This is a genomic window from Pseudomonas sediminis (genome assembly GCF_039555755.1).
In the GTDB taxonomy this organism is placed as follows: Bacteria; Pseudomonadota; Gammaproteobacteria; order Pseudomonadales; family Pseudomonadaceae; genus Aquipseudomonas; species Aquipseudomonas mendocina_D.
Genome location: NZ_CP154631.1, coordinates 877,413 through 903,414 on the forward strand (window position 1 = coordinate 877,413; position 26,002 = coordinate 903,414).

At 54.7% G+C, this 26,002-nt stretch carries 23 protein-coding genes and 1 pseudogene; 13 read left to right on the forward strand and 11 right to left on the reverse strand.

Going from position 1 to position 26,002, the window contains the following annotated elements:
• Nucleotides 1-5: 5 nt before the first annotated feature.
• Nucleotides 6-2,288, reverse strand: a complete 2,283-nt coding sequence (locus AAEQ75_RS04220) for a heavy metal translocating P-type ATPase (RefSeq protein WP_011911888.1) — start codon at nt 2,286-2,288, stop codon at nt 6-8.
• Nucleotides 2,289-2,523: 235 nt separating this feature from the next.
• Between AAEQ75_RS04220 and cadR the strand changes: the two genes are divergently transcribed.
• A complete protein-coding gene (gene cadR, locus AAEQ75_RS04225; RefSeq protein ID WP_011911887.1) occupies nt 2,524-2,976 on the forward strand; it encodes a Cd(II)/Pb(II)-responsive transcriptional regulator in 453 nt (150 codons plus the stop codon).
• 81 nt (nt 2,977-3,057) lie between these two features.
• Here the strand turns inward: cadR and AAEQ75_RS04230 are convergent, their stop codons facing one another.
• Together AAEQ75_RS04230 and AAEQ75_RS04235 are read right to left on the reverse strand one after the other, a co-directional pair.
• Nucleotides 3,058-3,702 (reverse strand): DsbA family protein, encoded by a 645-nt coding sequence (locus AAEQ75_RS04230; RefSeq protein ID WP_095461390.1) that lies wholly within the window; start codon nt 3,700-3,702, stop codon nt 3,058-3,060.
• A complete protein-coding gene (locus AAEQ75_RS04235) occupies nt 3,699-4,142 on the reverse strand; it encodes a disulfide bond formation protein B (protein ID WP_011911809.1) in 444 nt (147 codons plus the stop codon). Before AAEQ75_RS04235 ends, AAEQ75_RS04230 begins: the two co-directional genes overlap by 4 nt.
• A 979-nt stretch (nt 4,143-5,121) precedes the next feature.
• Between AAEQ75_RS04235 and AAEQ75_RS04240 the strand changes: the two genes are divergently transcribed.
• From AAEQ75_RS04240 to AAEQ75_RS04285, 10 genes and pseudogenes are all read left to right on the forward strand, one after another.
• Nucleotides 5,122-6,111, forward strand: a complete 990-nt coding sequence (locus AAEQ75_RS04240) for an arsenic resistance protein (protein ID WP_277691903.1) — start codon at nt 5,122-5,124, stop codon at nt 6,109-6,111.
• Nucleotides 6,112-6,256: 145 nt separating this feature from the next.
• The gene (locus tag AAEQ75_RS04245; protein WP_077566290.1) at nt 6,257-7,687 is read left to right on the forward strand and encodes an IS1182 family transposase; all 1,431 of its coding nucleotides are present in this window, start codon (nt 6,257-6,259) and stop codon (nt 7,685-7,687) included.
• A gap of 1,283 nt (nt 7,688-8,970) precedes the next feature.
• The gene (gene abiEi, locus AAEQ75_RS04250; RefSeq protein ID WP_343350963.1) at nt 8,971-9,543 is read left to right on the forward strand and encodes a type IV toxin-antitoxin system AbiEi family antitoxin; all 573 of its coding nucleotides are present in this window, start codon (nt 8,971-8,973) and stop codon (nt 9,541-9,543) included.
• A 166-nt stretch (nt 9,544-9,709) separates the two neighbouring features.
• Entirely contained in the window at nt 9,710-11,065 is a 1,356-nt protein-coding gene (locus tag AAEQ75_RS04255; RefSeq protein WP_343350964.1) for an SEC-C metal-binding domain-containing protein, read from the forward strand.
• 182 nt (nt 11,066-11,247) lie between these two features.
• The gene (locus AAEQ75_RS04260) at nt 11,248-11,691 is read left to right on the forward strand and encodes a LexA family protein (protein ID WP_343350965.1); all 444 of its coding nucleotides are present in this window, start codon (nt 11,248-11,250) and stop codon (nt 11,689-11,691) included.
• A pseudogene (locus tag AAEQ75_RS04265) lies at nt 11,688-11,807 on the forward strand (hypothetical protein); the annotation flags it as partial. The gene AAEQ75_RS04260 and the pseudogene AAEQ75_RS04265, both read left to right, overlap by 4 nt.
• Before the next feature lie 119 nt (nt 11,808-11,926).
• Nucleotides 11,927-13,084 (forward strand): tyrosine-type recombinase/integrase, encoded by a 1,158-nt coding sequence (locus tag AAEQ75_RS04270; protein ID WP_028692960.1) that lies wholly within the window; start codon nt 11,927-11,929, stop codon nt 13,082-13,084.
• Nucleotides 13,085-13,094: 10 nt separating this feature from the next.
• Nucleotides 13,095-14,702, forward strand: a complete 1,608-nt coding sequence (locus AAEQ75_RS04275; protein WP_032904191.1) for a hypothetical protein — start codon at nt 13,095-13,097, stop codon at nt 14,700-14,702.
• Between the two features lie 98 nt (nt 14,703-14,800).
• Nucleotides 14,801-16,540: a tyrosine-type recombinase/integrase gene (locus tag AAEQ75_RS04280; protein WP_223271185.1), complete on the forward strand. Its 1,740-nt coding sequence runs from the start codon at nt 14,801-14,803 to the stop codon at nt 16,538-16,540.
• Nucleotides 16,533-16,949 (forward strand): TetR family transcriptional regulator, encoded by a 417-nt coding sequence (locus tag AAEQ75_RS04285; RefSeq protein WP_079384160.1) that lies wholly within the window; start codon nt 16,533-16,535, stop codon nt 16,947-16,949. Before AAEQ75_RS04280 ends, AAEQ75_RS04285 begins: the two co-directional genes overlap by 8 nt.
• Nucleotides 16,950-17,038: 89 nt before the next feature.
• Here AAEQ75_RS04285 and AAEQ75_RS04290 read toward each other — a convergent pair whose 3' ends face one another.
• Genes AAEQ75_RS04290 through AAEQ75_RS04305 form a run of 4 tightly spaced genes read right to left on the reverse strand, consistent with a single transcriptional unit; the run spans nt 17,039 to nt 20,759 of the window.
• The gene (locus AAEQ75_RS04290; RefSeq protein ID WP_028692954.1) at nt 17,039-18,001 is read right to left on the reverse strand and encodes an SdiA-regulated domain-containing protein; all 963 of its coding nucleotides are present in this window, start codon (nt 17,999-18,001) and stop codon (nt 17,039-17,041) included.
• Nucleotides 18,002-18,046: 45 nt separating this feature from the next.
• Nucleotides 18,047-18,400: a TraR/DksA family transcriptional regulator gene (locus AAEQ75_RS04295; protein WP_028692953.1), complete on the reverse strand. Its 354-nt coding sequence runs from the start codon at nt 18,398-18,400 to the stop codon at nt 18,047-18,049.
• A gap of 5 nt (nt 18,401-18,405) precedes the next feature.
• Entirely contained in the window at nt 18,406-19,257 is an 852-nt protein-coding gene (locus tag AAEQ75_RS04300) for a universal stress protein (RefSeq protein ID WP_028692952.1), read from the reverse strand.
• Nucleotides 19,258-19,271: 14 nt separating this feature from the next.
• Nucleotides 19,272-20,759, reverse strand: a complete 1,488-nt coding sequence (locus AAEQ75_RS04305) for a SulP family inorganic anion transporter (protein ID WP_028692951.1) — start codon at nt 20,757-20,759, stop codon at nt 19,272-19,274.
• A 490-nt stretch (nt 20,760-21,249) separates the two neighbouring features.
• Here AAEQ75_RS04305 and AAEQ75_RS04310 point away from each other — a divergent pair, with 490 nt between their 5' ends.
• Nucleotides 21,250-22,368 (forward strand): DUF4113 domain-containing protein, encoded by a 1,119-nt coding sequence (locus AAEQ75_RS04310; protein WP_343350966.1) that lies wholly within the window; start codon nt 21,250-21,252, stop codon nt 22,366-22,368.
• Between the two features lie 90 nt (nt 22,369-22,458).
• Here the strand turns inward: AAEQ75_RS04310 and AAEQ75_RS04315 are convergent, their stop codons facing one another.
• The 4 genes from AAEQ75_RS04315 to AAEQ75_RS04330 all read right to left on the reverse strand — a co-directional run bounded on the left by AAEQ75_RS04315 (nt 22,459) and on the right by AAEQ75_RS04330 (nt 25,447).
• The gene (locus tag AAEQ75_RS04315; RefSeq protein ID WP_343350967.1) at nt 22,459-23,802 is read right to left on the reverse strand and encodes a hypothetical protein; all 1,344 of its coding nucleotides are present in this window, start codon (nt 23,800-23,802) and stop codon (nt 22,459-22,461) included.
• An 88-nt stretch (nt 23,803-23,890) separates the two neighbouring features.
• On the reverse strand, nt 23,891-24,250 hold the full coding sequence (locus AAEQ75_RS04320; RefSeq protein WP_343350968.1) for a hypothetical protein: 360 nt from the start codon (nt 24,248-24,250) through the stop codon (nt 23,891-23,893).
• A gap of 126 nt (nt 24,251-24,376) precedes the next feature.
• Complete coding sequence (locus AAEQ75_RS04325) at nt 24,377-24,742, reverse strand: DUF7673 family protein (protein WP_343350969.1); 366 nt, start codon at nt 24,740-24,742, stop codon at nt 24,377-24,379.
• A 465-nt stretch (nt 24,743-25,207) separates the two neighbouring features.
• Nucleotides 25,208-25,447, reverse strand: coding sequence for a hypothetical protein (locus AAEQ75_RS04330; protein ID WP_343350970.1), 240 nt, complete (start codon nt 25,445-25,447; stop codon nt 25,208-25,210).
• Between the two features lie 116 nt (nt 25,448-25,563).
• On the opposite strand from AAEQ75_RS04330, the gene AAEQ75_RS21910 reads away from it, so the two are divergent.
• Complete coding sequence (locus AAEQ75_RS21910) at nt 25,564-25,881, forward strand: DUF7693 family protein (RefSeq protein ID WP_430523445.1); 318 nt, start codon at nt 25,564-25,566, stop codon at nt 25,879-25,881.
• Nucleotides 25,882-26,002 lie beyond the last annotated feature (121 nt).

The window sequence follows — 26,002 nt, forward strand, 5'->3', positions numbered from 1 at the left end:
CGTTCCTACTTTTTAAGCAGGCGCAGGCCGTTGAACACCACCAGCAGGCTGACGCCCATGTCGGCAAAGACGGCCATCCACATCGTCGCCTGCCCCGTTAGGGTAATGGCGAGAAACAGGGCCTTGATCCCTAACGCCAGCACGATGTTCTGCTTGAGGATGACGGCGGTCTGTTGGGATAGGCGGATGAAGGCCGGGATCTTGCGCAGGTCGTCATCCATCAAGGCCACATCCGCAGTTTCGATGGCCGTGTCCGTGCCGGCGGCGGCCATGGCGAAGCCGATTTCGGACTTCGCCAGCGCAGGCGCATCGTTGATGCCGTCGCCCACCATCCCAACAACGTAGCCGCGCGCCTGCAATGCTTCAACGGCCTGCAATTTGTCGACTGGCAGGAGATTGCCGCGTGCTTCGTCGATGCCCACCTGCTGTGCGATGGCTTCTGCGGTGTGCGGGTTATCGCCAGTCAGCATCGTGGTCTTCACACCCAGCGCATGAAGCTCCTCGATTGCCTGGCGGCTGGAGTCCTTGACGGTATCGGCAACGGCGAACAGGGCAATGGCACGCTGCGGATTGCACAACACCACCACTGTTTTGCCTTGGCGTTCGAGACGTTCCAGCGTCGTTTCCAGCTCGGGTGAGCAGAGGCCAAGCTCTTCCACCAGACGGTGGTTACCCAGGTGGAAATCCATGCCTTCAATGGTGCCCCGTACACCTCGACCCGGCAGGGCTTCGAATCCCTCAACGGTAGCGAACATCAGGCCATTCTCAGTGGCGTGCTTGGCTATCGCTTGCGAAACCGGGTGATCAGAGCGACTGGCGAGGCTGGCAGCATGAGTGCGACAGAGTTCTGAGTCCTGTTCAACCAGTGGCATGTAATCGGTTTGCACGGGTTTGCCATGGGTAATGGTTCCGGTCTTGTCGAGGGCCAGGAAGCCAAGCTTGCCGCCAGTTTCCAGATAAACGCCGCCTTTGATCAGGATGCCTTTGCGTGCAGCCGCAGCTAAACCACTGACAATGGTGACAGGTGTCGAGATGACCAAGGCGCAAGGGCAGGCAACCACCAGCAGTACCAGGGCACGGTAGATCCAGTCGTACCAGGGCTCGGCCATGAAGAGTGGCGGCACAATGGCGATAGCCAGGGCGAATAGGAATACGACAGGGGTGTATACCTTGGCGAATTGATCGACAAAGCGCTGGGTCGGCGCGCGTGAACCCTGCGCCTCTTCGACCGCGTGAATGATACGTGCCAGCGTGGTGTTGGCTGCGGCGGCCAGGACTCGGTATTCCAGGGAGCCGGCTTCATTGATGGTTCCCGCAAAAACCGGATCGCCGATGGTTTTCTCTACGGGCAGGCTTTCCCCCGTGATGGGCGCTTGGTTGATGGTGGAGTTGCCGGCAGTAACTTCGCCATCGAGACCGATTCGTTCGCCCGGTCGAACCCTGACCAATGCGCCTACGGCGATGGTTTTAACGTCAACTTCCAGCCATGTGCCATCGACCTGCTGCACCGTGGCGCGCTCTGGCGTCAGATCCATCAGGCCACGGATGGCATTGCGAGCCCGATCCAGCGACTTCGCTTCGATCAACTCGGCGACAGAAAAGAGGAACATGACCATGGCCGCTTCTGGCCATTGCCCAATCAGCACCGCACCGGTCACAGCGATACTCATCAACGCATTGATATTCAGGTTGCGGTTCTTCAGCGCGATCCAGCCCTTTTTATAGGTCGTCAGGCCGCACAGCAGAATGGCGAGCAGCGCCACGCCAGCCACAGCCCAATCTGGCGCAAGCTCGGCAAAGTGGATCACTTCCGCCGATAAGGCGGCCACCCCCGAGAGCGCCAAGGGCCACCAGGCTTTCTTGTGAGGGGTGCCTTGCTCTTCTTCACGTGCTGTTGCTGAACCCTCAACCACTGGCGTGAAACCAAGCTCGCGAATCGCTGCCAGTGCTGCTGGCAGCGCTTCTGCTGTGTGGCTGAGCGTCAGTACACGTTGAACCAGGTTGAACTCCAATGCACTGATACCGGGTAGCGAGGTCAGCTTGTCGCGGATCAGCTTTTCTTCAGTTGGGCAGTCCATCTGTTCGATTTTGATGCGGGCTTGCCCTTCAGCAGATAGCGGTTCTGCCTGCATTCCCAGGGACGAGATCGCCGCTTCGATAGGCGCGGTCGACGGCAAGCTGTGCCATACCCCAAGAATCCGATTGATCAGGTTGAAGTCGAGCTTATCTATGCCTGCGAGCTTGCTCAGTTTGTCCTGAATCAGCGTCTGCTCGGTAGGGCAGTCCATTTGCGCAATGCGGAAGCTGCTGAGCCTGGAGCCGGTTACGGCATTTACTGCTGTCGCCGCTGTGGCAGAGCACTTGCTTGCTTCGTTGGCGTCACAGCAGACATCCTTTGAAACCGCTTCAGGTTTGTATTCGTCACCGCAGCAGCCAGCCATGAAGGTATCCTCGTTGAACAGTTGTGTAGAGTGAACACCCTAAAGCCACTACAGGGTCAAGCGTTTGCTGAAGAGGTAATTCATGAAGATTGGAGAGCTGGCCAAGCTTGCCGATTGCCAGGTTGAAACGGTTCGCTATTACGAGCGCGAGGGGCTGTTGCCGGCTCCGGCCCGTAGCGAGGGTAATTACCGCCTTTACAGCAGTGAGCACCTTGAGCGGCTTACGTTCATTCGCAACTGCCGAACGCTAGACATGACCCTGGACGAGATCAGAAGCCTGCTGGCGCTGATGGATCGGCCAGAGGGGAACTGTGAGGGTGTGAATAGCTTAGTGGATGAGCACATTGAGCATGTGCAAGCGCGCGTGACCAGTCTGCTGGCCCTGCAACAACAGCTGATTGAGTTACGACACCGCTGTTCCTCTGAGCGCGGCGTAGATGAGTGTGGAATCCTCCAGCGCCTGAATACCACTGGCGGTGTCAGTGCGCTTCCGGATGATGGCCACACCCATGTTGGGAAAAGCCACCGCCACTAAACATGCGCCACCACCTGCCATGCGAGGCACGCTACATGGCAGGTGGTGAGTCTGGCTCAGCTGTATGCAGACGGTTAGCGCTTATTTGCTTTGTTCGACTTCAGCTTTGACCAGATCATTCAGTGGCTGCGCGCCGAAACTCAATAGCGGCTTGCCATTCACAAAGAACGTAGGTGTCTGGCGCACACCAGCCGCCTGGGCATCCTGAGAGTCCCTTTTCAGCGTCTCGGTGATATCGGCAGCCATCATCTCTGCACGGGCCTTCTCCACATCCAAGCCTGCCGCTTCAGCAGCCTCCCAGGCCTTCAGCACCTGTGGGTCACTGTGCCATTGCGGTTGCGCCACCATGAGTGCTTCCAGAACAGGCTCGAAGACCCCCTGCTTGCGTGCAGTTTCGAGGATTCTTGCTGCTGTTTCAGAGCCTTCATGGAAGAGGACGTAACGCAGCACCAGGCGCACATCGTTCGGGTTCTCAGCCAGGATCTGTTTCACTACTGGAAAGAAGGCGCGGCAGGCCTCGCAGGACGGATCGAAGAACTCAACGATGGTTACGGGCGCATTGGCGGTGCCGATAACGGGCGAATGGAAGCGCACCAATGAGCTAGCGACTGGAGCAACTGGCGGAGTCTCTTCACTGGCCGAATATCGATCATAAAAGAACGCCGCAGCAGCGAAGCCGAGCGCAGTAAGAATGCTGATCACGAGGACGATTGCACGTCTGCTCATAGGGAAGACCTCCGACGGATGAGAACAAGAAGAACAGCGATAAGGGTGAATGCGACCAGCGAAAGCAGTGGCAGAGGGACGCTGCCGAAAATCGTCATGTCAGCGCTGGAGCAGGACGGGCCTGCCCCACAGGGCTTGATGCTCTCTGGTATGGCCCCGAAGTAGAGCAGGCTGTGGTAGAGCGCGATGAGCCCGCCCACGACGGTAACCGGCAACGCATAACGCCAGACGCCGAAATCCGAGGTGTAGCAACCAACGGCCAGAATCACGACCAGTGGAAACATGAATGCGCGCTGGAACCAGCAGAGCACGCAGGGCGTTTTGCCCATGACCTCGCCGATGAACAAGGCGGCTAAGGTCGAAACCAACGCAATACCCCAGGCCATAAGCAACAGGCTCCAGGGGCTGGGAAAGCGAGTGTTTGTCTCTGTTTCCATCATGGTTGATATCTACCCTCTACAGAGGTGGGTGGCACGGGAACTACCGCCGACGCGATATCGTTCGTGGTGACGTCTTGAGCCAGTGCATCTGCCATGCCCACGAGCATCAGCACGATAGCGAGCAGTAATAAGCGCATCGGGCGGCGCAGGTGCGCAAACAACGCCCCAGGCTCGCGCGGAGAAAGCGATTGCATAAGTTGATCCTGGATTGCAGTGGTCTTTAGCCGCAGTGCGGCTTTGTTTAGATCACGCGGCTGGATCGCGGAGGGCGCTCAATCAAGTAGACCGGGCGAGTTGGTGCGGCTTGATCCGGCAGGGTAGCCAGGATGTTGCTTTCTGCCTGGGCTGGCAGGATAAGCAGCGGCCCAAGGTAAGGGGTCTCGTGCACATGGTCGGCAGTCATCGGCGAGTGCCGGTGACCTGCACAAAAGACGCAAGAGGGGGCTGCCTCTGTCAGCAAGCTGCTGTGCGTTGACTCGCTCTTGAATCCCGCTTGCGGCTCTGCACCAACCAACAGGGAAGACATATGCCAACCCATGACCAGCAGCAATGCCATGCTCAGTGTAAGCACTACTTGGATTGTGACCTTACGCCTGGGCATCGGGATGATGTCGATATGTATAGTGGTGGGAGGTATTTGCTCCGACCCTCATTGGTATGAAGATACGGTTGCCGTACGAATTGCTCCGCAATGAGACCATTCTCGGGGAGTAGGCACAAGCACCATGGCGATACCTGTGCGGCTTAGGTGGGGCGGGCTAGGATGCATGCTGGAAAAATCAGTGCTTCCGTTTTTGGCCAATGATCGAATTTTCAGGGTGCCCAGTTTGGGTCGACCTTGCCCTTTTTGACCTGCAAGTACAGGCCTGAAGCAGCCATTGATGAATGACCATTGGCCGTTAGCGCTGCTTGCCTTATCCCTAGCTAACCATCCTTGTCCTCCCTAACGCGGAGAGCAAACCATGACTTTGAGTGAACCATGACAAGAGATGCACTAGAGCAGAACCAAGTACCGATCTACTTCGTAGCAGTGATTGTCGCGGCGATTGGCGGCTTGCTGGCTCCGAACACCGCCCAGGGATTGTCGGTCTTGGTCACGCCCACCATCGCTGTTCTGATGTATGCGATGTTTCTTCAGATTCCGTTCCTGAACCTTAAAGATGGCATGCGCAACAAGCCCTTCATGGCTGCGCTCCTAGTCGCCAATTTTGTTTTGATTCCTCTCCTGGTTTGGGGGCTGACCCGCTTCTTGGATGGACATCCCGCCATCCTGATTGGCGTGCTATTGGTGTTACTGACGCCCTGCATCGATTACGTGGTTGTGTTCACCCACATTGGCCGGGGTGACTCACGCCTGATCCTTTCGGCGACGCCGATTTTGCTGTTACTTCAGCTTGCTCTTTTACCCCTCTACCTGGGGCTTATGCTGAGTGATACTTCGGGGGTGGTCGTGTCGATAGGCCCCTTTGTCGAAGCCTTTCTGGCACTCATCATGGCCCCGCTGATCCTGGCACTGCTGACAGAAGCATTGGTAAAGCGCTCCGCAGCGGTGAAGACATGGGCTGATGCTTGGGCCTGGTTACCTGTGCCGGCCATGGCGGCGGTGCTCATAGCCGTGGTCGGCTCGCAGATTGCTCCCGTAGTGAATGAGATCGGCAGGCTTGCTCCCGTACTGCCGATCTACATCGCCTTTGCCTTCTTGGCTCCCGTAATCGGTGCACTGGTCTCCAAGGTGTGCAAGCTGCCTGTGCGGTCGGCAAGGGCTGTGATCTTCAGCAGCTCGACGCGCAACTCACTGGTGGTGCTGCCCCTTGCATTAGCGCTGCCTGAACAGCTGCGGGGGCTCGCCGCCGCTGCGGTGATTACCCAGACCCTTGTCGAGCTGGTTGCTGAACTGGTCTATGTCCGGGCTGTGCCAGCGTTTCTTTGCCGTGATCGTGCCGAGACTAGCGAACCGCTCAACGGCTGAACCTGCTCCGGGTTGGTCACGTGACATCGATAGCGGACGTAGGACAACATCTTGTTGCGGATGTCTGCTTTTGGCCCAGAGTGTGTAAAAACGCACCGGTAAACCCTTGCTATGATTTCCGAGAATCTCAGCGTATGGGACGCCCATGAAACGGTTTATCCAGGGTGAACACCGAGGTCAAAGCACCTTACTTCCCGAAAGCCTCGACGACTACGTCAGCGATACCAATCCGGTTCGGGTGGTTGACGTTTTCGTCGATGAACTCGACCTAGCCACGCTAGGTTTTGATGGCGTCATTCCAGCCGAAACCGGAAGACCGGCTTACCACCCTTCGATCCTGCTGAAGATCTATATCTACGGCTATCTAAACCGCATTCAATCGAGCCGGCGTCTTGAGCGAGAAGCTCAGCGCAACGTCGAACTCATGTGGTTAACCGGGCGATTGATGCCCGATTTCAAGACCATCGCCAACTTCCGAAAAGATAACAGCAAGGCCATTCGCGGCGTCTGCCGCCAGTTCGTTTTGCTCTGCCAGCAGTTGGGGTTGTTTGGCGAAAACTTGGTTGCCATCGACGGCAGCAAATTCAAGGCAGTGAACAACCGTGACCGCAATTTCACCAGCGCCAAACTGAAGCGGCGTATGGAAGAAATCGAGGCGAGCATCAGCCGTTATTTGGCTGTGCTCGATGCGGCTGATCGACAGATTCCTAGCGCCTCCGCGCCAGACACTGCCAGCCTGGAAGATAAGATTGCCAAGCTAAAAGCGCATATGAAAGAGCTTCAAGGGATCGAAACTCAGCTCAACGATTCCCCTGATAAACAGGTTTCGCTGACCGACCCGGATGCCCGTTCGATGATGACGCGCGGCAGCGGTATCGTCGGCTACAACGTGCAGACGGCTGTCGATACGCAGCACCACCTGATCGTTGCTCACGAGGTCACCAACAGCGGTTCAGACCGCGACCAACTCAGTTCAATGGCGAAGCAGGCTCGTGAAGCCATCGGCGCAGAAACGCTGTCCGTGGTGGCTGACCGAGGCTACTTCAAGGGTGAAGAGATCCTTGCCTGTCACGACGCAAACATCACGGCCTACGTGCCTAAGCCAATGACTTCAAGCGCCAAGGCTGATGGCCGATTCAATAAAGATGCCTTCGTGTATGACCCGACGAAAAACGAATACACCTGCCCGGCGGGAGAGGCACTGATCTGGCGATTCTCCAGCGTTGAGAAAGGCATGAATATGCACTGTTACTGGAGTTCTAAGTGCCAGAGTTGTGCGCTGAAAACCCAGTGCACACCAAGCACAAATCGTCGAGTAAGGCGCTGGGAGCATGAAGCAGTGCTGGAGGAAATGCAGCGCCGGTTGAACCAAGCACCAGAGATGATGCGGGTTCGAAAACGGACTGTTGAGCATCCCTTCGGTACGCTCAAGCAATGGATGGGCGCAACGCACTTCCTGACCCGAAAGCTGAACGGGGTGAGTGCGGAGATGAGCTTGAATGTGCTCGCCTACAACTTGAAACGGGTGATGAAAATCATCGGCACCGAAGGCCTGTTGAAGGCGATGACGGCGTAAAAGCCCCAGCTTTTGCTGCTCCAAGAGGTGCCAAAGCGCTTCATAAACGCTCTGACGCGCTATTGGCGCTGATCGCGGCTATTTGCTTGGGAAACCGCCTCGCCCAGGAACACTGGGCTGAGGCACCCAAGATGCGAAAGTGTTTTTACACACTCTGGGCCGGTAACTGACATCGCAGGAGTAACCTTGAAAGCTATGCGCTGGGCATCACCACCAGTAGCGGCCAGCGATCATGAATCCACTCGTACCCTGCAGGTGGTTCGGTCGTCACTACGTACACCCTTCTCTCCTCTCCTTCTCCGATCACTAGGCACTCGAGCGCGGCGCCCTCCGGAACGTCAAACCAGTGCGACACTCGATTCTTCTCGCCTGGCTGACCGTCTTTCTCCATGAAGCGCTGAACCATGGCGTAACCACGACGAGGTCTGTACTTCTCCCAAGTACCAGCATGAATTGAGCTGAGCCTTGCCCAACCACCCTGAGGGCCACTTCCTGGCTCCTCCTTCCTACGCCCCCAGTGAATCCAGTCGAGCTGCCTGCTCTCCTCTAACAGCACCGGGATGGCTGCCTTCGGGTTAGGGAAATAGATCCTCCAAGTCTTGTCTGCCTCTCGGGCTTCTACGCCGACACATGCTGATCTCCTCACACAACAAACCCGGCCTATTGCACTAGACTCACTTCGCCAGGACGGCATCCCCTTCGAATGGAGTTCGAAAATGCGCTACCTCAGATACCTCGCCATTTCTCTCGCCTCTTCACTGCTGACTGCCTATGCAGTGCTGTGGTTTATTGCCCCAGTCACCGCCGAGTCCGCTCACACGGTTGTACGCCCACCTCTAAAAGTAGAGCACCACGAAGGGCAACTGCTGATTTGGGGCAGCTGGGAAACCGAGACGGGATACGAGGCTCCAGGTACCAACGCAGTAGAGATACGTTGTTTTCAAACGACCGCACGATGCACTGAGGCGTACGCATCCATCCTTCATCACACCGAGGGCGAGGATCTCGAAGCCCAGGTATTCGACTACGCCGTTAAGACTTGGACGGACAGCCAAATACAGGCTGTGGCTGAGCACTGGATGGACTGTTTAGATCGGCGACTTATGGTAGATCTCGCTACTGGGCAAGCCCGCCTGGAGTGGAGCCCAGGTTCGGAGGCAGGCTGCGATGGGGACACTGGATCTGCCGTGCTGGTTGGGGATCCCCTTTAGCACGAGCCTTTACCTGCCCAGCTGATCTACAGTAAGTATCACTTTCCGACACTTTCTGTGTACCGATCAGCTATGACAGCGACCAATGCACCCAGCCGCCAGCCTATAAGGCGTCTCTACGATGGCCTTGCGTCAATGGCGACACCCGAGCGGTACCTCTTCACTCCAGTAGACATGCGAAGCCTGGTGCCGGAAATCTCAGCTGATGCCTATCGCGCCTTGCTCAGCCGGGCTTCGAGGGAAGGCAAGCTAGAACGTATTTGTCGCGGCCTCTATCTGTACGTACCGGTGAAAGCAAACCTCGGCTCCCTCCTCTTCCATGGAGCCGCACGGCTACGAGCTGACGAACTCAACTACATCAGCTTAGAGACAGCACTGAGCGATGCCGGAGTGATCTCGCAAGTTCCCATCAACTGGATCACCGTCATGTCGTCCGGGCGCTCAAACACAATCAGCTGTGGACGGTTCGGCACAATCGAGTTTGTTCACACGAAGAAAAAGCCTGCAGCCCTTGCCCCAGACCTCGACTACGACCAGCGCTGTCGGCTTTGGCGGGCGAAGCCAGCATTGGCGCTTCGGGACATGAAGGCAGCTAAAAGAAATCTCGATCTGGTTAACTGGGGCATCGCTGACGAGCTTGCATGAGATCTCTCACTGCAACACATTCAGCCTCCACTGAAGGCTAACGCCTGAGAGCGGCCAGGATCGGTCATCCAGTACCTATATAGTTAGCCCGGCTCAGGCCATGGTCGAATAGTTACTGCTGATGCAGACTAGCTAGGCCCATTTTGCGAGCCCAAGGACGAGTGATTTGAATATCAGACGTGAGATGACCGATGTAGAACTCTGCATCAATCTTGTACCGGAGGCGGGAGAGCACTACCGCCGTGCCTTGGACGTGATGTTTGCCTATCCGGACTATGCAAAGACCCAGTTTCGGATTGTGGTTGAGCATTTAACCTCGATGCTGGCCAAGCGCTTCCAAGTGGAAATCGACCAAGTTGCTCTATACGACGCAATCAACCAGTTGTTCGCAAGCCAAATTATCGACCATAGCCTGCGCTCTGATTTGCATGCCATACGCAAAGCTGGAAACGCAGTAGTCCACTCACAAGGAACCAGCACGCCAGGCTCAGTGGAGTCAGGTAGCAAGGAGGCTCATGGGGCAGGTGATTTGCAAGGCGCAGTTGATGCTCGGAAGACCCTGATCGGGATATTCGAGAGCGTGTTCCTACTGCTCAACAGAGGCGAGAAGTTACCGGCTATTACCACCGTAGAAGTCGGAGACTTTACCAGCCAGCAGAAACTCTGGAAGGCGGTCACGACCTTGGACTTTGAGGCAAAAATGGCTGCTGGCCTAATTCTCGAGGCCCAGTCGATGTCCCCGATAAACAGGAGCGCACTAATTATTGGCCACAGCGAAGAAGTGCATAAGAATACGACTGTCCGAATGGCCGCTGAGCTGTACTGGGCAGCCGCTGAAATAAGTGCAGGGCTCGATAGATTTCGTTCTAGCGAGATACATTTAAAGGGCGGGAAAGAGGCTTGCCTGTTTAAGCTGGCGAACACAGAAGCTCTATACCGATATGCCCAACTAACTTTTGATAAAAGTGAGGGTGAAGAGAGCCATCGCCTGGGTGTAAAGGCATTGGAAATTGCAGCAACGCGGGGATACCCATCAGCCTGTGCGCTGTACGGTGATCATCTGCGTCAGAAAGGGCAGTTCGAAGACGCCCTGGTAATGCTTGAGGCAGCTTTGTCTAAGGGAGAACTCACTGCTTACGCTGGGTTGGCCTTTCTGTATCTCGAAAAGGAATCGTCCCTCTACTCTCCAGAGAAGGCTGAGCAGTGTCTTAAAGATGGTATCGCTAGAGATTGCCACCACAGCGAATATCTGCTTGGCCGCTGGCTCTATGAAGGCAAAGAACTAAAAGAAGACAAGGCGCGGGGCCTTAAGCTCTTAGAGGCAGCTGCCGAAGACGGACATGGGTTGGCAAAAAACTATATCAATTTTTGCGTGGAAGACCGGCTAGCCAAGATGCTTCAGCAGCAGTTCCTGAATGCCCTTCCTTTCCTGGGGTCTAACGCCGATGCGCCAAAACAGGGTCGGAACGAACCTTGCTCTTGCGGCTCGGGGAAAAAATACAAGAAGTGCTGCGGGACATGATGGTACAGCCTTTCAGGTTTGCATTGATGCCCCCCTTGACAAGAGCGATTTAAGCGTTAGCTCAGCCCTATGCTCGATGGCCTCGGAGCGCTGTAGCGCCAACCGCCTATCACCAGCCCGATTGACCTTCGGATAGCCTTCGCAAATACTGTGTTTATATACAGTATTCTATAGGTATTCCGATGTCATCCCTTTCGATACTGGCCCGTGGCGAGCGCCTTCGTGAACGCCTGCTCACCGATGTGGCTACCGATCTACGTATCACAGGCTTCCAGTCCCCTGCCGAAGACGAGAAGGAAGAATGCCTGTCCCTCGACCGGCTCACCGGACTTGGCGCCCCACACATCTGGGGTGTCCAGGTGTTGGACGACAGCCTTATTGGCTTCGGTATTTTTCGCGGGGATCGACTGATCGTGAACCGAGCGGCTAGCCACATCGACGACATGCTCGTGGTCGTAGATCTTGGCGGTGATGGTTACCGAGTGCGGCTAGCTCAGCGCGATATGTTTGGCGGTCGATGGTTGAAGGCAGCCGACCCCATCATTCCCGACGTGCAACTGGATGGAGAAGAGATCATCGAAGTCTGGGGTGTTGTCTCCTGGGTGGTCAGTCGTGTGTCGCCATGACCAAATCACCTCGAGTGTTCGCGCTCATCGACTGCAACTCGTTCTACTGCAGCTGTGAGCGGATCTGCCAACCTGCGTTAAAGCGTCGGCCCGTAGTAGTGCTATCGAATAACGATCTGAGGGGTGGGAATCGTTAGTAAATCCTGTAGAGTCCGCGCCACCTTCTGAACCCCTCTGGAACAGCAGTTTCCAGGCTTCATAAGGCAATCCATTGGAAGTGTTTTAGGGCAGCGGCATGAGGCTGGTATTCGCAACAAAAGACCTAGCATTAGCAGGTCGATCCTTTGAAGGCTTTCCGTTGCTGATTGGGTCAGAGGGATGGCCAGTCGAGCCAGCTCAATCCTTCCTTTGGCACACGCTTATCGAGTCAGGTGAGGCCCTAAGCGATTTGACTTGGGAAGCCTATGGACGGCGTCTGTACGATTACTTTGCCTTCCTGGAAGCCAATGGATTGGGCTGGGACGAGGAAAGCCCGGCTCACGGTCTGAGTGCTCTGTCGAGGTACAGGGATTGGTCGAGCGGAGAATTAGCACTTGATCCCGGCACGGTGAACAATCGTCTGGCCTTGATCGTGAGGTTCTACCGATGGGCTAAGCAGCGCAACCTGATAACTGTGCTGCCCTTCGGTGAGAAAAGGGTAAGAGTTGCCCAACATTCCGGTCTTCTCAGTCATATCGCTCTGCCCGGAGCCGAGAGCACGAAAGTTTCGGTGATGGTTCGCGACCGAAAGCGCTTGACCAAATTCCTGACCAAGGATCAAGTCAAGGTATGCCTTGCCCTGGATACCGATCCAAGCCACCAGATATTGTTCCACCTCATGGTGCGTACCGGCCTTCGCTCCTGTGAAGCGAGGTCTTTTCCTCTCAAATATGTGTTCAACCCCAGGTTGAAGAAGGGACTGCGCCCAAGGCAAATGATCAGTGTTGCTCTTGATCCTTCAGACATGCATATCAAGTACGACCGGCCTAGAACTATCGACGTGCCATGGTCGTTGATGGAGAGCATGTGGTCTTACTCCCTTCACCAACGAGAGGTTCGTAAGTCCAATGGTGATGGACGTGTTACCGCGCTGCTGCTGACTAATGAAGGCAGGCATTATTCAAAAGATTCCGTAGTGGACGTTATGAAGTCCTATGAAAGAAAGTGCGGTTTCTATGTTCGGGCCCACATGCTACGCCACACCTATGGGACTTATACCTTGCTTGCTCTTCGAAAAAGCAAAGAGTTTGAAGGTGAGCCATTGTTGTATGTCCGAGATAGGCTGGGGCATTCAGATGTGCAAACAACTATGATCTATTTGCATCTCATAAACCAGCTTGAAGCCCAATCCGTCCTTGCTCACGAGGACGAAATTGACATGATGTTTATGACTGATTCGGTTTCGCGTATTTGAGGTAGCACCATTGGCTCGGCAAAAAAGCTACAAGGCGGTTATGCGGTCGGTTACAAAAGGATTCGAGGCTGTCGAAGATGATATCAAGATTGACCTGCCGAGAAACCCGAGAAACCACAGGCAACTCGATCATACGAAATATTTAGGCTTGGGCTTCGACGCTTGGGCAATTCAAAGTCTTCACGTTATCAAAGCTTTGCTACAAGGAGGAAACTTCTCAGTGACGACCTTGATTGGTTACTCTACGAACGGGCTGAGATTTTTTATAAATTTCTTGAGTGGAGGTTCGGTCAAGTCGCCACCTGCAACGCCAAACAGTCTTACCAAAAGCCACTTGGATCGATACGTCTCTTGGCTGAGGCTAAAATACCCTAACGGCTCGACAGCCAAGAATTACTATACTAGCTTCAAGTCGTTAGTTGTTGTTTTGGCTGAATATGGATTTATTGAAGTTAATCTTGACGATCTTTTGCCCCTCAATCCATTTCCTAATAATTCGCAGAGCACTAAAGATGCAGATCCGCTCACCTTGGGTGAAATGCAAAGGCTGATTGGCGCTTTGAAGTCAGATCTTATTGCCATCCATAAGGGTACATTCCTTGGAAATGGCGCGGAGGCGATGGCTGTATTGCTACTAATTACTGCGGCAAGGTCTGGAATCAATACTACGCCGCTCTTGGAGATGAAAAGGGATGCCCTACAGCCTCACCCATTTATTCCTAATCTCAGGTTGATTACTACCGTCAAACGTCGAGGTAAAGGCGCACAGAGCAAAACAATCCGTCAGACTAATCTGCTAGATGAGTACAGTGCTATTCCCCTGGATGGGGTGGCAGTCCTCAATAAGGCGCTGGAGATTTCTAAGCCACTCGTAGCACTGGCACCTGATGAAATATCTTCATGTGTGTGGTTATATCGCTCGGGCCAGCCTGGCCGCTCGAACGACATCGTTACCCTTACACCCGGTGCTTTATATGTCACGGCAAAAAGCATTTGTGAGCGTCATGCGCTTCAGGATGATCAAGGCAATCGGCTAAATGTCACGCTTAGTCGGCTGCGAAAGACTATGGAAAGCCGTTTGTGGAAACTGAGCGGTGGCGACATTATAGAAGTTTCCTCCGTTATGGGTCATACCCCTGGTGTCGCCGATAATCACTATTTGAAAATCAACGATGAGATCAAGGTCGACGGGGCGACATTTGTTGGGGAGGCTTTTCCGGACAAACTACGTGGCATAAACGTTATACCAACCCCACCAGGCGGCTGCAAAGATAGCCTTTACGGTAGTCTGGCACCAAAGGATGGCGTCAATCATTGTTCTGAATTCATCCACTGCCTCGGTTGCCCTAGCTATGCAATTGTAGGCACCTTGGAGGACTTATACCGGCTGTTCAGCTACCAACAATTCTTGTATGCAGAAGTCGAATACTTTCTCACGGACGAGTGGGGCGCATGGCGCAAGCGTCAGTTTGACTATATTCGATTGATAGATGATTTCACCCAGAAGTTTGATCTTGCATTGGTTTCGCAAGCAAGGGCTCAGGCTGAGTCATCTCCGCACTTGTTCTGGGCTAAAAAAATCGAGTTCATGAAGAAAAAATTGGGCGGCGAAATTTGAGCATAAGAACCACGAATGCGGTGTTAAAGGCATATGATGTCCTCATCGCACAGCCAGTTTCAGCGAATGGTCTAAGTCCCGCAGAGCGGGATGCAATCGTGATCAGCGCTATCGTTAATGAAGATGGAGAAACCTTCGTTCTTAGCAGGTTTGGCGATGCACAGTGGGATCTTCGCCCGTTTTTTGATCAGGCCAATATTGCTCATTCTTATAAATTCATCAACTGGGATATGGGCATGCCTCGGGCGCTTATTGATGACTGCAAAGCTGTTGCTTATGCTTGGTTTAAAAGAGGAATGCCTAGATCCAAACCTCCTATCGCACGGGGCATTACTACTTTCGCCGTCGTCAGCGTGATGCCTTTTGTTCGCTGGTTAAACAATCTAGGAGTTTCAAGCTTTGCAGATGTCCGTCCGATCCATGTCAGCAATTACGTTCATCATTGCAAATATGAATTGAAGTTAAGGCCTCTCCCGCTGTATGGGCGATTACGGGTTATTGATTTTCTTTGGGTGTTTTCTGTCGACACGATGTTTCCCATTCAGAGTTATCCTTGGGGTAATTCGACATTGTGGCGGATTTGTGGGGTCGCGAATGTAAAAGGGTTGGGTGCTGCCACTAAAAACGTCGGGCGAACAGATATCATTCCTCATGATGAACAATCTAGGATTTTCAACTATTGCGAAAGCATTGTCCGGGAGATGAAGGCCGAATTGGCAGTCAATGGTATTGGATATCATCCTAGTGATGAACGGATGGCAATTCGTTGCAGAGATGCTGTTCTGTATATAGTTTCAATCACTAGCGGCATGCGCAATGACGAGGCAATTGGAATTGAGGTTGGCGCTTGGCGCAAAGAGTTAAGAAATGGAATTAATTTTTGCTGGGTGACCACAGTCGAGCACAAGACAGGTAAAGGCCAAGTCGAATATCTTGTGCCAGAACTAACGATTGAAGCTTTAAGTCTTTTGGCAAAATATTCAGCACCCATCAGAAAAGAGCTGGATGAAGAGATTAGACAGCTTGCAAGCAATCGGGATTTTTCGTATTCAACTGAACATCTCCTTAGGCTCGAAAAAGCCCGAAAAGACGCGAATAAACTATTTTTGGGACGAAACACACAAGGAGGGAAAGTTCAGGAAAGCCATCATGTTGAGGCTCTCAGCGGGCAAGCATCCAATGCTGCGTTTGACCGTATAGCTAAAGCCGCTGGAAGCGATTGGCCGTTGAGGACGCATCAATGCAGGCGAACATATGCAAGATGCTTTGTAGAATCCCGTATGGGCCGCACTTCATTGATCTACCTCAAATGGCAGTTCAAACACAGCAGCATGAGTATGACCCAACTCTATGCATCCAATCCGCAGCAAGACCTGACTCTCTTTGATGAGATCTTCCAGCAGATGACAGAGTTTAAAATTGACCTGATCGAATCATGGCTCGATGATCAGCCACTGGCAGGGGGCGCTGGCGAAAAGATTGTGGAATTGCGGGCAATTCCAATCAAGGATAGAGCTGCTTTGCTTGCCCAGACCGCCCCACATGCCAACATTCGTGCGACTGGACACGGCTGGTGCATCGCCACAGAGCGGGGCTGCGGAGGTGCTGGTCTATACGAAGCCACACGGTGTCCAGGGTGCAAAAATTCGGTGATCGATGAAGTCTTCGCCAGCACTTGGCAGGACATCTACATTCAACAGCGAGAGCTGATAAAAATTGAGGATGCAGGCCCGGCTGTTAGGCAGCGCGCAGAACGCGACTTGCAGGTTGCACTAGATGTAATTACCAGCCTTGGCCTTTCTCCAGTTGAGGAAATGGAGGAGGCGGCAAATGACTAGACAGGCGGTGGGCCCTGACTCTCCTATTCGCTCCAGGTCGAAGACACTCGCCGCGCTCAACAAGGTCGTCGACGATCTCATTGCTGGTGACGGAAAGCTTTCCATCACATCCGTTGCCCGTGCCGCAGGTGTGACTCCGGGACTCATCCATAACACTTACCCAAGCATAGCGGAAAGGATTCGCAACATCGTTGGCAAGTCGGTGCGAGCCCAGCGAGACTCTAAGCATCAAGCGTTGATGAGCGAGAAAGAAAAGAACAGGGTGCTCCGTGCAGAGAATGATCAGCTTTTAGCGGAGGTAGCTCGGCTGGCTTCGGTTAACCAGCGACTAATATTCGAGATGATTCAGCTGAAGGCGGTTGCCAACGGTAAGGTCACCGCACTCCCTCTGAAACCAGGGCCCAACTAGGCCCTGATGGGGAACCCGCAGAATTCGTAAAAATCGCACGCTAACAGTTCAAGCGTCCCGGCCACGCCTGACTGTAGCTTGTTGACTGGTCAGTCTGTCTCGCGGGTAAAGCGATAGAACAAGTTCGGCTCGCTGACCACGTACAAATACCCTTCATCGTCGATGGTTACGCCTTCGGCTTGGGGTATGCCTTTCAGCAAACCAGCAAACCCCCTCGCCAAGGAGCGGAAACTCACCACCTTGCCCTCATCGGTGATTTCAATCAGCAGTTTCGACTCGTCGCTGAGCAATATCAGGTGGCCACTCTGTTGATCGAAGACGACCGAAGACAAGTCAGTGGCAAATACCTTGTCCTTTACCAAGTTGGACAGGTCGCGCACGTGCAGGGAAAAACCTCCTGCCAGGCTGGCACGAAGGCCGCCCACTTCCAGCAATTGGCGAGGGTCACGCTCCTTGGTCACAAACAAGCGATCACCTTTCAGGTCGTAGGCGAGCCCTTCAAGGCCTTTGTTGTCCGCCTTGCCAAGTGCCAAGGTCAGAGCTGGATACTGGTCTCGGCTCAATGAGCGACCGGGAGAAAGCTTACTGCCTTCGGCGAGGGGGACATCCACGATAACAAGGCTCTGCCGGCGCTCCTCGGCGATTACCAGTTGGCCGTTGCCGGCATAGGACACCGCCTCCACATCGTGGAAACCGTCCAGGCTATAGCGCCTTTCCACGTCACCGTCACGACTGAGGGCCAATAGTTCGTTTGGGCCGTTGGTAACCGCCCATAGCAGGTTCAGGTCAGGGTCGAAGGTCAGGCCCGAAAGGTTGTTGTCCACACCGGGAACCGGCTTAGCATCGAGCTCAACCCGATAGTCAGGCAGCCACACAGAGCGCTCCTGCCAATCGTCGGTGTGCCAGTGGGTCTTGATCCAGAAGTACAACCGATCATCAAGGTGATGGGTGCGGACTTGGAATACGGTAAGCAATACAAAGCACAGCAGTGCCCACATCCAGGCACTTGTTTTCTGTGTTCGGCCCAACCAGTTTTTAGCCATCAAATACATTAGAAGCCTCGTTAATTGGGACTGACGTCACGAGCTGTCATGGTTTCAATCCGACTCGGCGCGGCTCGCACAGGTGATGCACAACGGCGTGGCCGGATCGAATTCCAGGCGGCCCGAGGCGATCAACTCGCCGCATTGGTTACACCAGCCATACTCGCCCTCGTGCCAACGCTTGAGGGCCAGCTGGAGGCGGACGCGTTCATGCTGCGCCCGACTGCGGATGGCATCGTTCATCGCTTGCTGCTGGAGTGCGTCCATCCTCGACAGACGCCCTACCTTGCTTTGATCCAACTCCACCGATTGCGAGCGAGACTCAGCGTCTTCCAGCAACCGATCCAGCTCGGCAGCCCGCTGTTCCAGTAGGGTCTTGAAATGGGCAAGATCGAGGGCGTCGTCCATGGCCGTTAGCGCAGCAGCAACAGTGGGCCAGTGGTGGTGCGCAGCATGCTGGTCGTGGTGCTGCCGACCAGAAACTGACGGATGCGCGAATGACCGTAGGCCCCCATCACCAGCAGGTCGATGCCGTGCTCTTTCTGATAGGCGTGCAAGGTAGGCTCTATCTCGCCGTTCAGGGTCTCGGCGCGAACAGTGAATCCGACGTTGAGCAGCACTTTCTGCGCCCAGTCCAGCTGCGCGGACGATTCGTCGTTCACTGGCCCAACCATCACCAGGTGGATCGGCAGCCCCTTCAGCAGGGGGCTGGCCGCCAGCATCTCCACACCCTTGCGGGTAGTAGCGCTGCCATCGAAGGCCAGCATCGCGCTCTCGGGCTTTTGGAAGTTGGCCGGGGTGACCAGGATTGGCCGGTGCATGATACGAATCACGCTCTCCAGCTGGCTTCCGACATGCTGACTCAGACCGCCGCTAGACTCGCCTTGGCGACCGATGACCAATAGGCGCGTTTCGCTTTCCAGCTCTTGCAGGTTTTCCAGCAGATCGCCATGACGTTGCTTGGACTCCGGCGCGGTCACACCATCCGTCATGGCCCGCTCTTTCGCGGCCGTTAACATGATCCGCCCCTGCTCCAGGGCCAACTTACCGCGCTGTTCATCCAGGGAAGCAAGCTCATCGAGCAGATGCTCGCGGCTGCCAAGGCCGATATTGCCACTCAAGTCGGCCGCAACTGGGTACTGGCGCTGATCCAGCACATGCAAGAAGGTCAGCGGGGCTTCCAGGCTCAGACTGGCCCAGGCTGCGTAGTCGCACACAGCTGGAGCCGAGGTGGAACCGTCGATACAGGCAATTACTTGGGTCATCGTTGTTCTCCTTCTCAGTGGCCCATGAGTTGATCAATGGCGTCGGGTTTATCGTGAACTCCGAATCGATCCACGATAGTGGCGCTCGCTTCGTTGAGACCTAACACTTCAACTTCGGTGCCTTCGCGGCGGAACTTGATAACCACCTTGTCCAGGGCAGCAACTGCGGTGATATCCCAGAAGTGGGCGCGATTCAGGTCGATGGTTACCTTGTTCAGGGCTTCTTTGAAGTCGAAGGCCGCGACGAACTTGTCTGCCGAGCTGAAGAACACCTGGCCAGTGACGTTATAGCTACGATGCTCGCCGGATTCGTCCAGCGAAGAACTGATCGCCATGTAATGGCCAACCTTGTTGGCGAAGAACATCGCGGCCAGCAGCACGCCGGCCAACACGCCGAAGGCAAGGTTGTGGGTGGCCACCACGACCACAACGGTGACGACCATGACAATGTTGGTCGACAACGGGTGCTTCTTCAGGTTGCGCAGCGAATCCCAACTGAAGGTGCCGATGGACACCATGATCATCACTGCCACCAGCGCAGCCATCGGGATCTGCTTCAGCCAGTCGCCGAGGAACACCACCATCAGCAGCAGGAATACACCTGCGGCCAGGGAGGACAGACGAGAACGACCGCCGGATTTCACGTTGATGATCGACTGACCAATCATCGCGCAGCCGGCCATACCGCCGATCAGACCCGAAGCAATGTTGGCCACGCCCTGGCCCTTGCACTCGCGGTTCTTGTCGCTGGGGGTGTCGGTCAGGTCGTCGACAATAGTCGCGGTCATCATCGACTCCAGCAGACCGACCACGGCCAGCGCTGCCGAGTAAGGGAAGATGATGGCCAACGTCTCGAACGTCAGCGGCACGTCAGGCCAGAGAAAGATTGGCAGCGTATCCGGCAGTTCCCCCATATCACCGACCGTGCGGATATCCAGCCCAACCGACATGGCGACTGCGGTCAGCACGATGATGCACACCAGTGGCGATGGGATGAGCTTGCCGATCCTGGGGATATAGGGAAATAGGTAGATGATGCCGAGGCCTGCGGCTGTCATGGCGTAGACGTGCCAGGTGACATTGGTCAGCTCGGGCAGCTGAGCCATGAAAATCAGGATCGCCAGTGCATTGACGAAGCCGGTCACCACCGAGCGCGAAACGAAGCGCATCAGCGAGCCGAGCTTCAGGTAGCCAGCACCAATTTGCAACACGCCACACAGCAGCGTGGCGGCCAGCAGATATTCAAGACCATGGTTCTTGACCAGGGTCACCATCAGCAGTGCCATGGCCCCTGTCGCGGCTGAAATCATGCCTGGGCGGCCACCGACAAAGGCGATCACCACGGCGATACAGAATGAGGCGTAGAGACCAACTTTGGGGTCGACGCCCGCAATGATAGAGAAAGCGATGGCTTCAGGGATCAGCGCAAGTGCGACGACGATCCCCGCGAGCACGTCGCCACGGACGTTGGAAAACCACGTTTGTTTGAGTGTTTGTAGCATCAGAATATCCAAAGCAATGCACCGCACGCATGCCAGGAAAATGGCGAGCGCGTCGATACGAATTCAAATTGTGAGGATTATTTTGCTGTGCGCTTTGGGTGTAAGAACCGGGCATACAGCAGTACGCAGCAGCCAGCGAAACTGGCGGAGGCGAGGTTGTTGCGAGGGGGCGTAGCGCTAAGGCGGCGTAGGCTGCCAGTAGAGCGTTTGGAGTACAGTCATGCTGGTGTTCCTGTAGCTCAAGGGGTATGCGGAGCCAAAAGTATACAGTGAAGCTATCGTCGATTGCGATCCGCCGCCCTGCTTTGCGAAGCCACGTCTGAAATAGGCTTAGTCGAGGAGTATCGCCATCAGGAACGAAGGAAAATAATCAAAAAAATGTTAGGGAGTTAATTTGCTTATAAATCAATATCTTACACTCAACTAACTGTTAGGGTCATTCAGATACAACGATGGCTGCATCATCGCACGCTCAGCTGAGGCCAAGGCTATGGGTATCGGCATGGGGGCTGCGTATTACAAGGTGCGCGATGAAATGCGCCGCCAAGGTGTGGTCGCGCGCTCTAGCAACTACACGCTCTACGCCGACATCAGCAACCGCGTGATGCGGGTGATGGCTGAGATGCTGCCAGGCATTGAGGTCTACTCGATTGATGAAGCCTGGGGGGACATGACCGGCGTTGATGATCCTGCGGAGCTAGGTCGAAGCATCCGCGTGCGCCTCGCCAGAGAAATCGGCATGCCGGTCGGTGTGGGTATTAGCACTACCAAAACACTCGCGAAGCTCGCCAACTGGGCGGCAAAGAAATGGAAAGGCACCGGGGGTGTACTCGACCTAACTGACCCCATCCGTCAGGAAAAACTAATGCGCCTGGCACCAGTCTCCGAAGTGTGGGGTGTAGGTCATCGCTCCGCTGCCAAGCTAGCAGCGCTGAAGATTTCCACGGCATGGGATCTGACCCAGTTTGATGTCGGTACGCTGCGCAAGACCTTCGGCGTGACCATGGAGCGGACGGCACGTGAGTTGCGCGGGGTGAGCTGCATTAGCTTCAGTGAAGGCCCTCCACCGAAGGAGGCAATCTGCAGTAGCAAGATGTTCGGTGTGCGCCAAACACAGCTGCCACCGATCCGCGAAGCGCTTGCCGCGTATGTTGCTCGAGCCGCTGAGAAGCTACGCGCTCAGAGCTCGCTGTGCAGCACGATTCAGGTGGGCCTTCAGACCCAATTGGCTGACTTTGACGGGCCCCGTTACGCAAACTCAGTGACCCTGGCTCTACCTTCCCCAACAGATGACACTCGGGAGATTCTGGCGCTCGCCCAGCGCGGCCTGGGCCAAATCTACAGACCAGGATATCCGTTCTCTAAGTGCAGCATCCTGCTCATGGATCTAAGCCAACGCGGCGAGCTCACACCAGATCTCTTTGCGCCCAAACCGCGTCCAGGCGCTGACCAGTTGATGGCAGTTGTCGACCAGATCAATCAGCGGCAAGGAAGGAACACGATGCGTATTGGCCGAGTGCCGGCGAAGCCTGCTTGGGCTATGCGGCGAGAGATGTTGAGCCAGAGGTACACGACGCGCTGGGATGAGGTGATTGGGGTTCGTGGATAGGCTTGGTGAGGCGCGCTGTTTCCGGCGAAGGACGCTAGAAAACAGAGGTTCTGGGCCATGCCCAAAACCTCCTCCCCTGACAACTATCCCCTACCAATGATCGCCAGGAAGTCCATCTTCACCACTTAATATCAGGTGATCCGGCAGTGGCTCCCCTGTGCGATGTCGCCCAATGCGGTAAAAAGCCGTGGTTTCGCTTACCGCCCAGTTTTCATTTCTAGCTGTCGTGTGCTCGGGCATTAGATAGTTGGCATATACCCACCGCAAGCGCGAGCCCTCCGGACGAAACTCGTACATCTCCATTCGATTGCGCTGATGTCGTTGCTCGTCGACCGCGTTATTGCCGATAGCCTCATAGCCAACATGAATCACGCCTGGGCAGTCGTCAGGGAGCTGTCTAGTGGCTTTCGCAACCAGTGCACGAAAATGGCGAGCCTTGGACTTAACGGCATTCAATGATGCGCTTCGCCAGCTGACCACGCTTGCCTGGTCGACCCAAGTCGCATGGAGCGGCCTATCCAAAGCAGGCTGCCACGAAGCTTGGACACTGTGGTCAAAGTCCTGTCTATAGTGCCCAGCTAGCAGCTCAACCATCCTACTAGATGCGTAGAACACATCGTCATGCACCATCACAGTCTGCAACTGCTGAAGGTTGGCACGGCGAATTACACCGCAAGAAATACCGTCATCCCAGATATGCCGGTAAGGACGATCAAAAGACTCCTGCAGACGGCTGAGCAGATAGCCAGGGTCGATATCTTTTAGCTCTACAACAAAAACCACTTCGAGCACGATTGATAGGCACTGCTGCCTTGCCAATTCATGCACTGGCCTGGCCATGGCTTCAGCCAGCTGATACTCCTGTTCTTCGTACTCATTTCGGCTCACACGCTTACACTCGGCAGCCCAGCGTCGACGCCCGCTTTCCAACAGCAAATCTTGGGTCTTCGCAACTCCTGGGCGCTCAGGAACAAAGGTAACGCTCTTCCAACCTCTACTTTTATAGGCGCCAGCAACTAAAAGCTCATAGAACCCTGCATCTGGCTGGTTGCGGCCCTTGTCGATTAGGCTCTGAAGACGATCTTCGATACCAACGATCTTCGTAAGCTGAGGGAGGAGCACACCTAATCGGGCAAAAACCGGACTGATCCGGAACGCCTCAGGCTCAAAATAATCATGCCTGCAGTCAGGCGATGCATATGCAGTTGCTTGGAAGAGGTACCAGAAAATAGCATCCGCAGGATCAAAGAGCGGCTCTATATCCCCCTTGGCCCACGCTCGCTTTCCTGCTTCAAATTTCTCTATTACCGCATCCATGCGCCGTGACCATTCCGCCTCTGTGACTTTAGAGCGGAACCAATCAATAACCTGCAGCGCCGCATCATCAGTCCAATCCTGACCATGACGCTGCGCAATCCATAACGGGCTACTCATAGCAGAACTCTCGGCTGACCACTTTCGACATAAACGACCGCCCTAGCTTCGTTGCTTCCTGGGGATCCCGCTTCAGCTCTGGCACTCCTCACCGCCTCACATAACTTTTCTTACCTGAGGGGGTAAGGCAGTAAACGCCCCCGCGTGGGCCCGTACAGAAAGTGCTGGTACCACATGCACACTCGCCGCTGCTTTGAAGGAGTTGCTGAGGGGCCGCAACCGGAGCAGGCCCTACTCCCATGTAAGCCGTGCAGCTTTTTTTGGAACCACTGATCGAGCCGTCATTGCACAAGAAGAGATCACCATCGCAGCCGGCAATACCACCCTTCCTTCCAGAGCAGGGGGTATTAGCCGCAATCGCTTCGAGAGAAGAGAGGCCGAGCGCTGCCGCTATAACCAAGCACAGTCTGAAAGGTGCTTGGCGCAGCTGTGAAGGGAAGCTATTCATCGAGGCCTACAGAACATATCCGACCAGTTTCGCACATCTAGTCATAGGCCATGACCTATCGAACAATGCTACCGAGAGCTCGCTTCTCCGCCAACGGCGGCTATGGCTGGGATAGCACTGGGATAGCTAGGCAGTTGATTTATTAGAACGCCACATCTTCCATATCATCCTGAACTCATCGCCGTAGCCCACCGCATCAGGATAGACATTATTGCGGCCGATCCAGACGAGCAACCGCAGGCAGTCGGTTACCAGAGCGTCATCAACGTGCCGAAACAACATGGGATCAAAGCCACCATTTTCGCTTGCGCTCCACCAAGCAAGAAGTAGATCAGCAACGTGAGCGCTCTGACCTGTCCTATTCTGTGCAACAACGATTAAACGCTCAAGCGCAACTCGAGTATTGTCATCCAAACACACCTCATCTGCAGAAATGCCATGCTGCATGTTTGCCATTATCTGTTCAAGGATATTATCTGCCACTTTATTCATACACTCCTCGCATGCTGTGGAAAGCTCATCACAAGCATTAACCGTACAACAAAAACCACGCAACTCAAAATTTGACCACTATTAGTCATGGAGTTGTAAAGTTTTCCACGCGGTGTAATTTTTCCCACAAAAAACAAGGCAGCCAATATTCAGATAAATAATTATTAGAATATTGGCAATTCGATATAGAGAATTAAAAACCCACCCAAGCCCGAAGCACAAAAACGCCATAAGGCGGATTTTTCACACGCTGGCTGGGAGACTAATGGCGCTCGGACTTACGAAGCACTCACAGAAAAAAACGGGCTCCGTACTCAAGCCGCTATAGGACGTGGAGTTAGAGAGAACCGAATAGCGAGGCCAGAGGAGGATTGGTTGTACGATGGCGCTCAGGGAACTGAGGCAGTTCCATAGAGTTTTCGGCCTGCATCTCGAGATTGCAGTAAACGGCAGCGCTCTCCCGCCCTAGCTCCGTTTGGTACGGAGATACTCGGCCTGGAGCAATACCATCTCCGCCCCCTGAACCACGCCCGCTCTCTTCAGTGCCACCAATAGCCGCTCTACCTGATCCAACTGGACATCATCGCCCCCGAGATTCGTGAGCACCTGGGCCATATTGGCATAGGCATCCTGTTCGAGCGACACGCCGTGCTCTGCCGCGAGCGCGCGTACATACTCTTCAACGTCGCCCTTCGCACTAGCCATTGCATTCCCTCTTCCCCGTATGAGTGATTACCCATAGCTGAGCCACTAGATTGCGGCGTATCTTGAACGATGATCGTAGACAACAACTCGTGAAGTGAAGCCGGAGCTGTCTATAAGTGATACCCAATAAAGCCCTAGATGCTCGTGAGGTTTACCAGCTGCTGAAGGATGTCGCACTTGGCATCCGAGAGATACGTAACGCTAGCGAAACGACCTGGAGTCAGACGTACTGCGGCAATGTCCATTTTTATATCGATGGGTGGAAAATCACGTTTTACAACGACTGCGGCGAGCTCGACTACTGCGACGAGTGCATATCGCCGGATGGCAGGATCGGCACGTACGAGACGTGGAGTAGGTTCGGCACAGACCCACTACAGCTACTGAGTCTGTGGGAACGAGGCCAGATTGAGGCAAGGCTGCAGGAGCTCTGATTGCGGGTGTAAAAACCACCTCAAACGAGAAGGATAAGAACCTACCAAAGGCGTTTCTCCACACGCCGGTTAAGCGGCTAATGGCTCTCGGACTCGCGCATTGTCCCCTGAGCAAATCAGG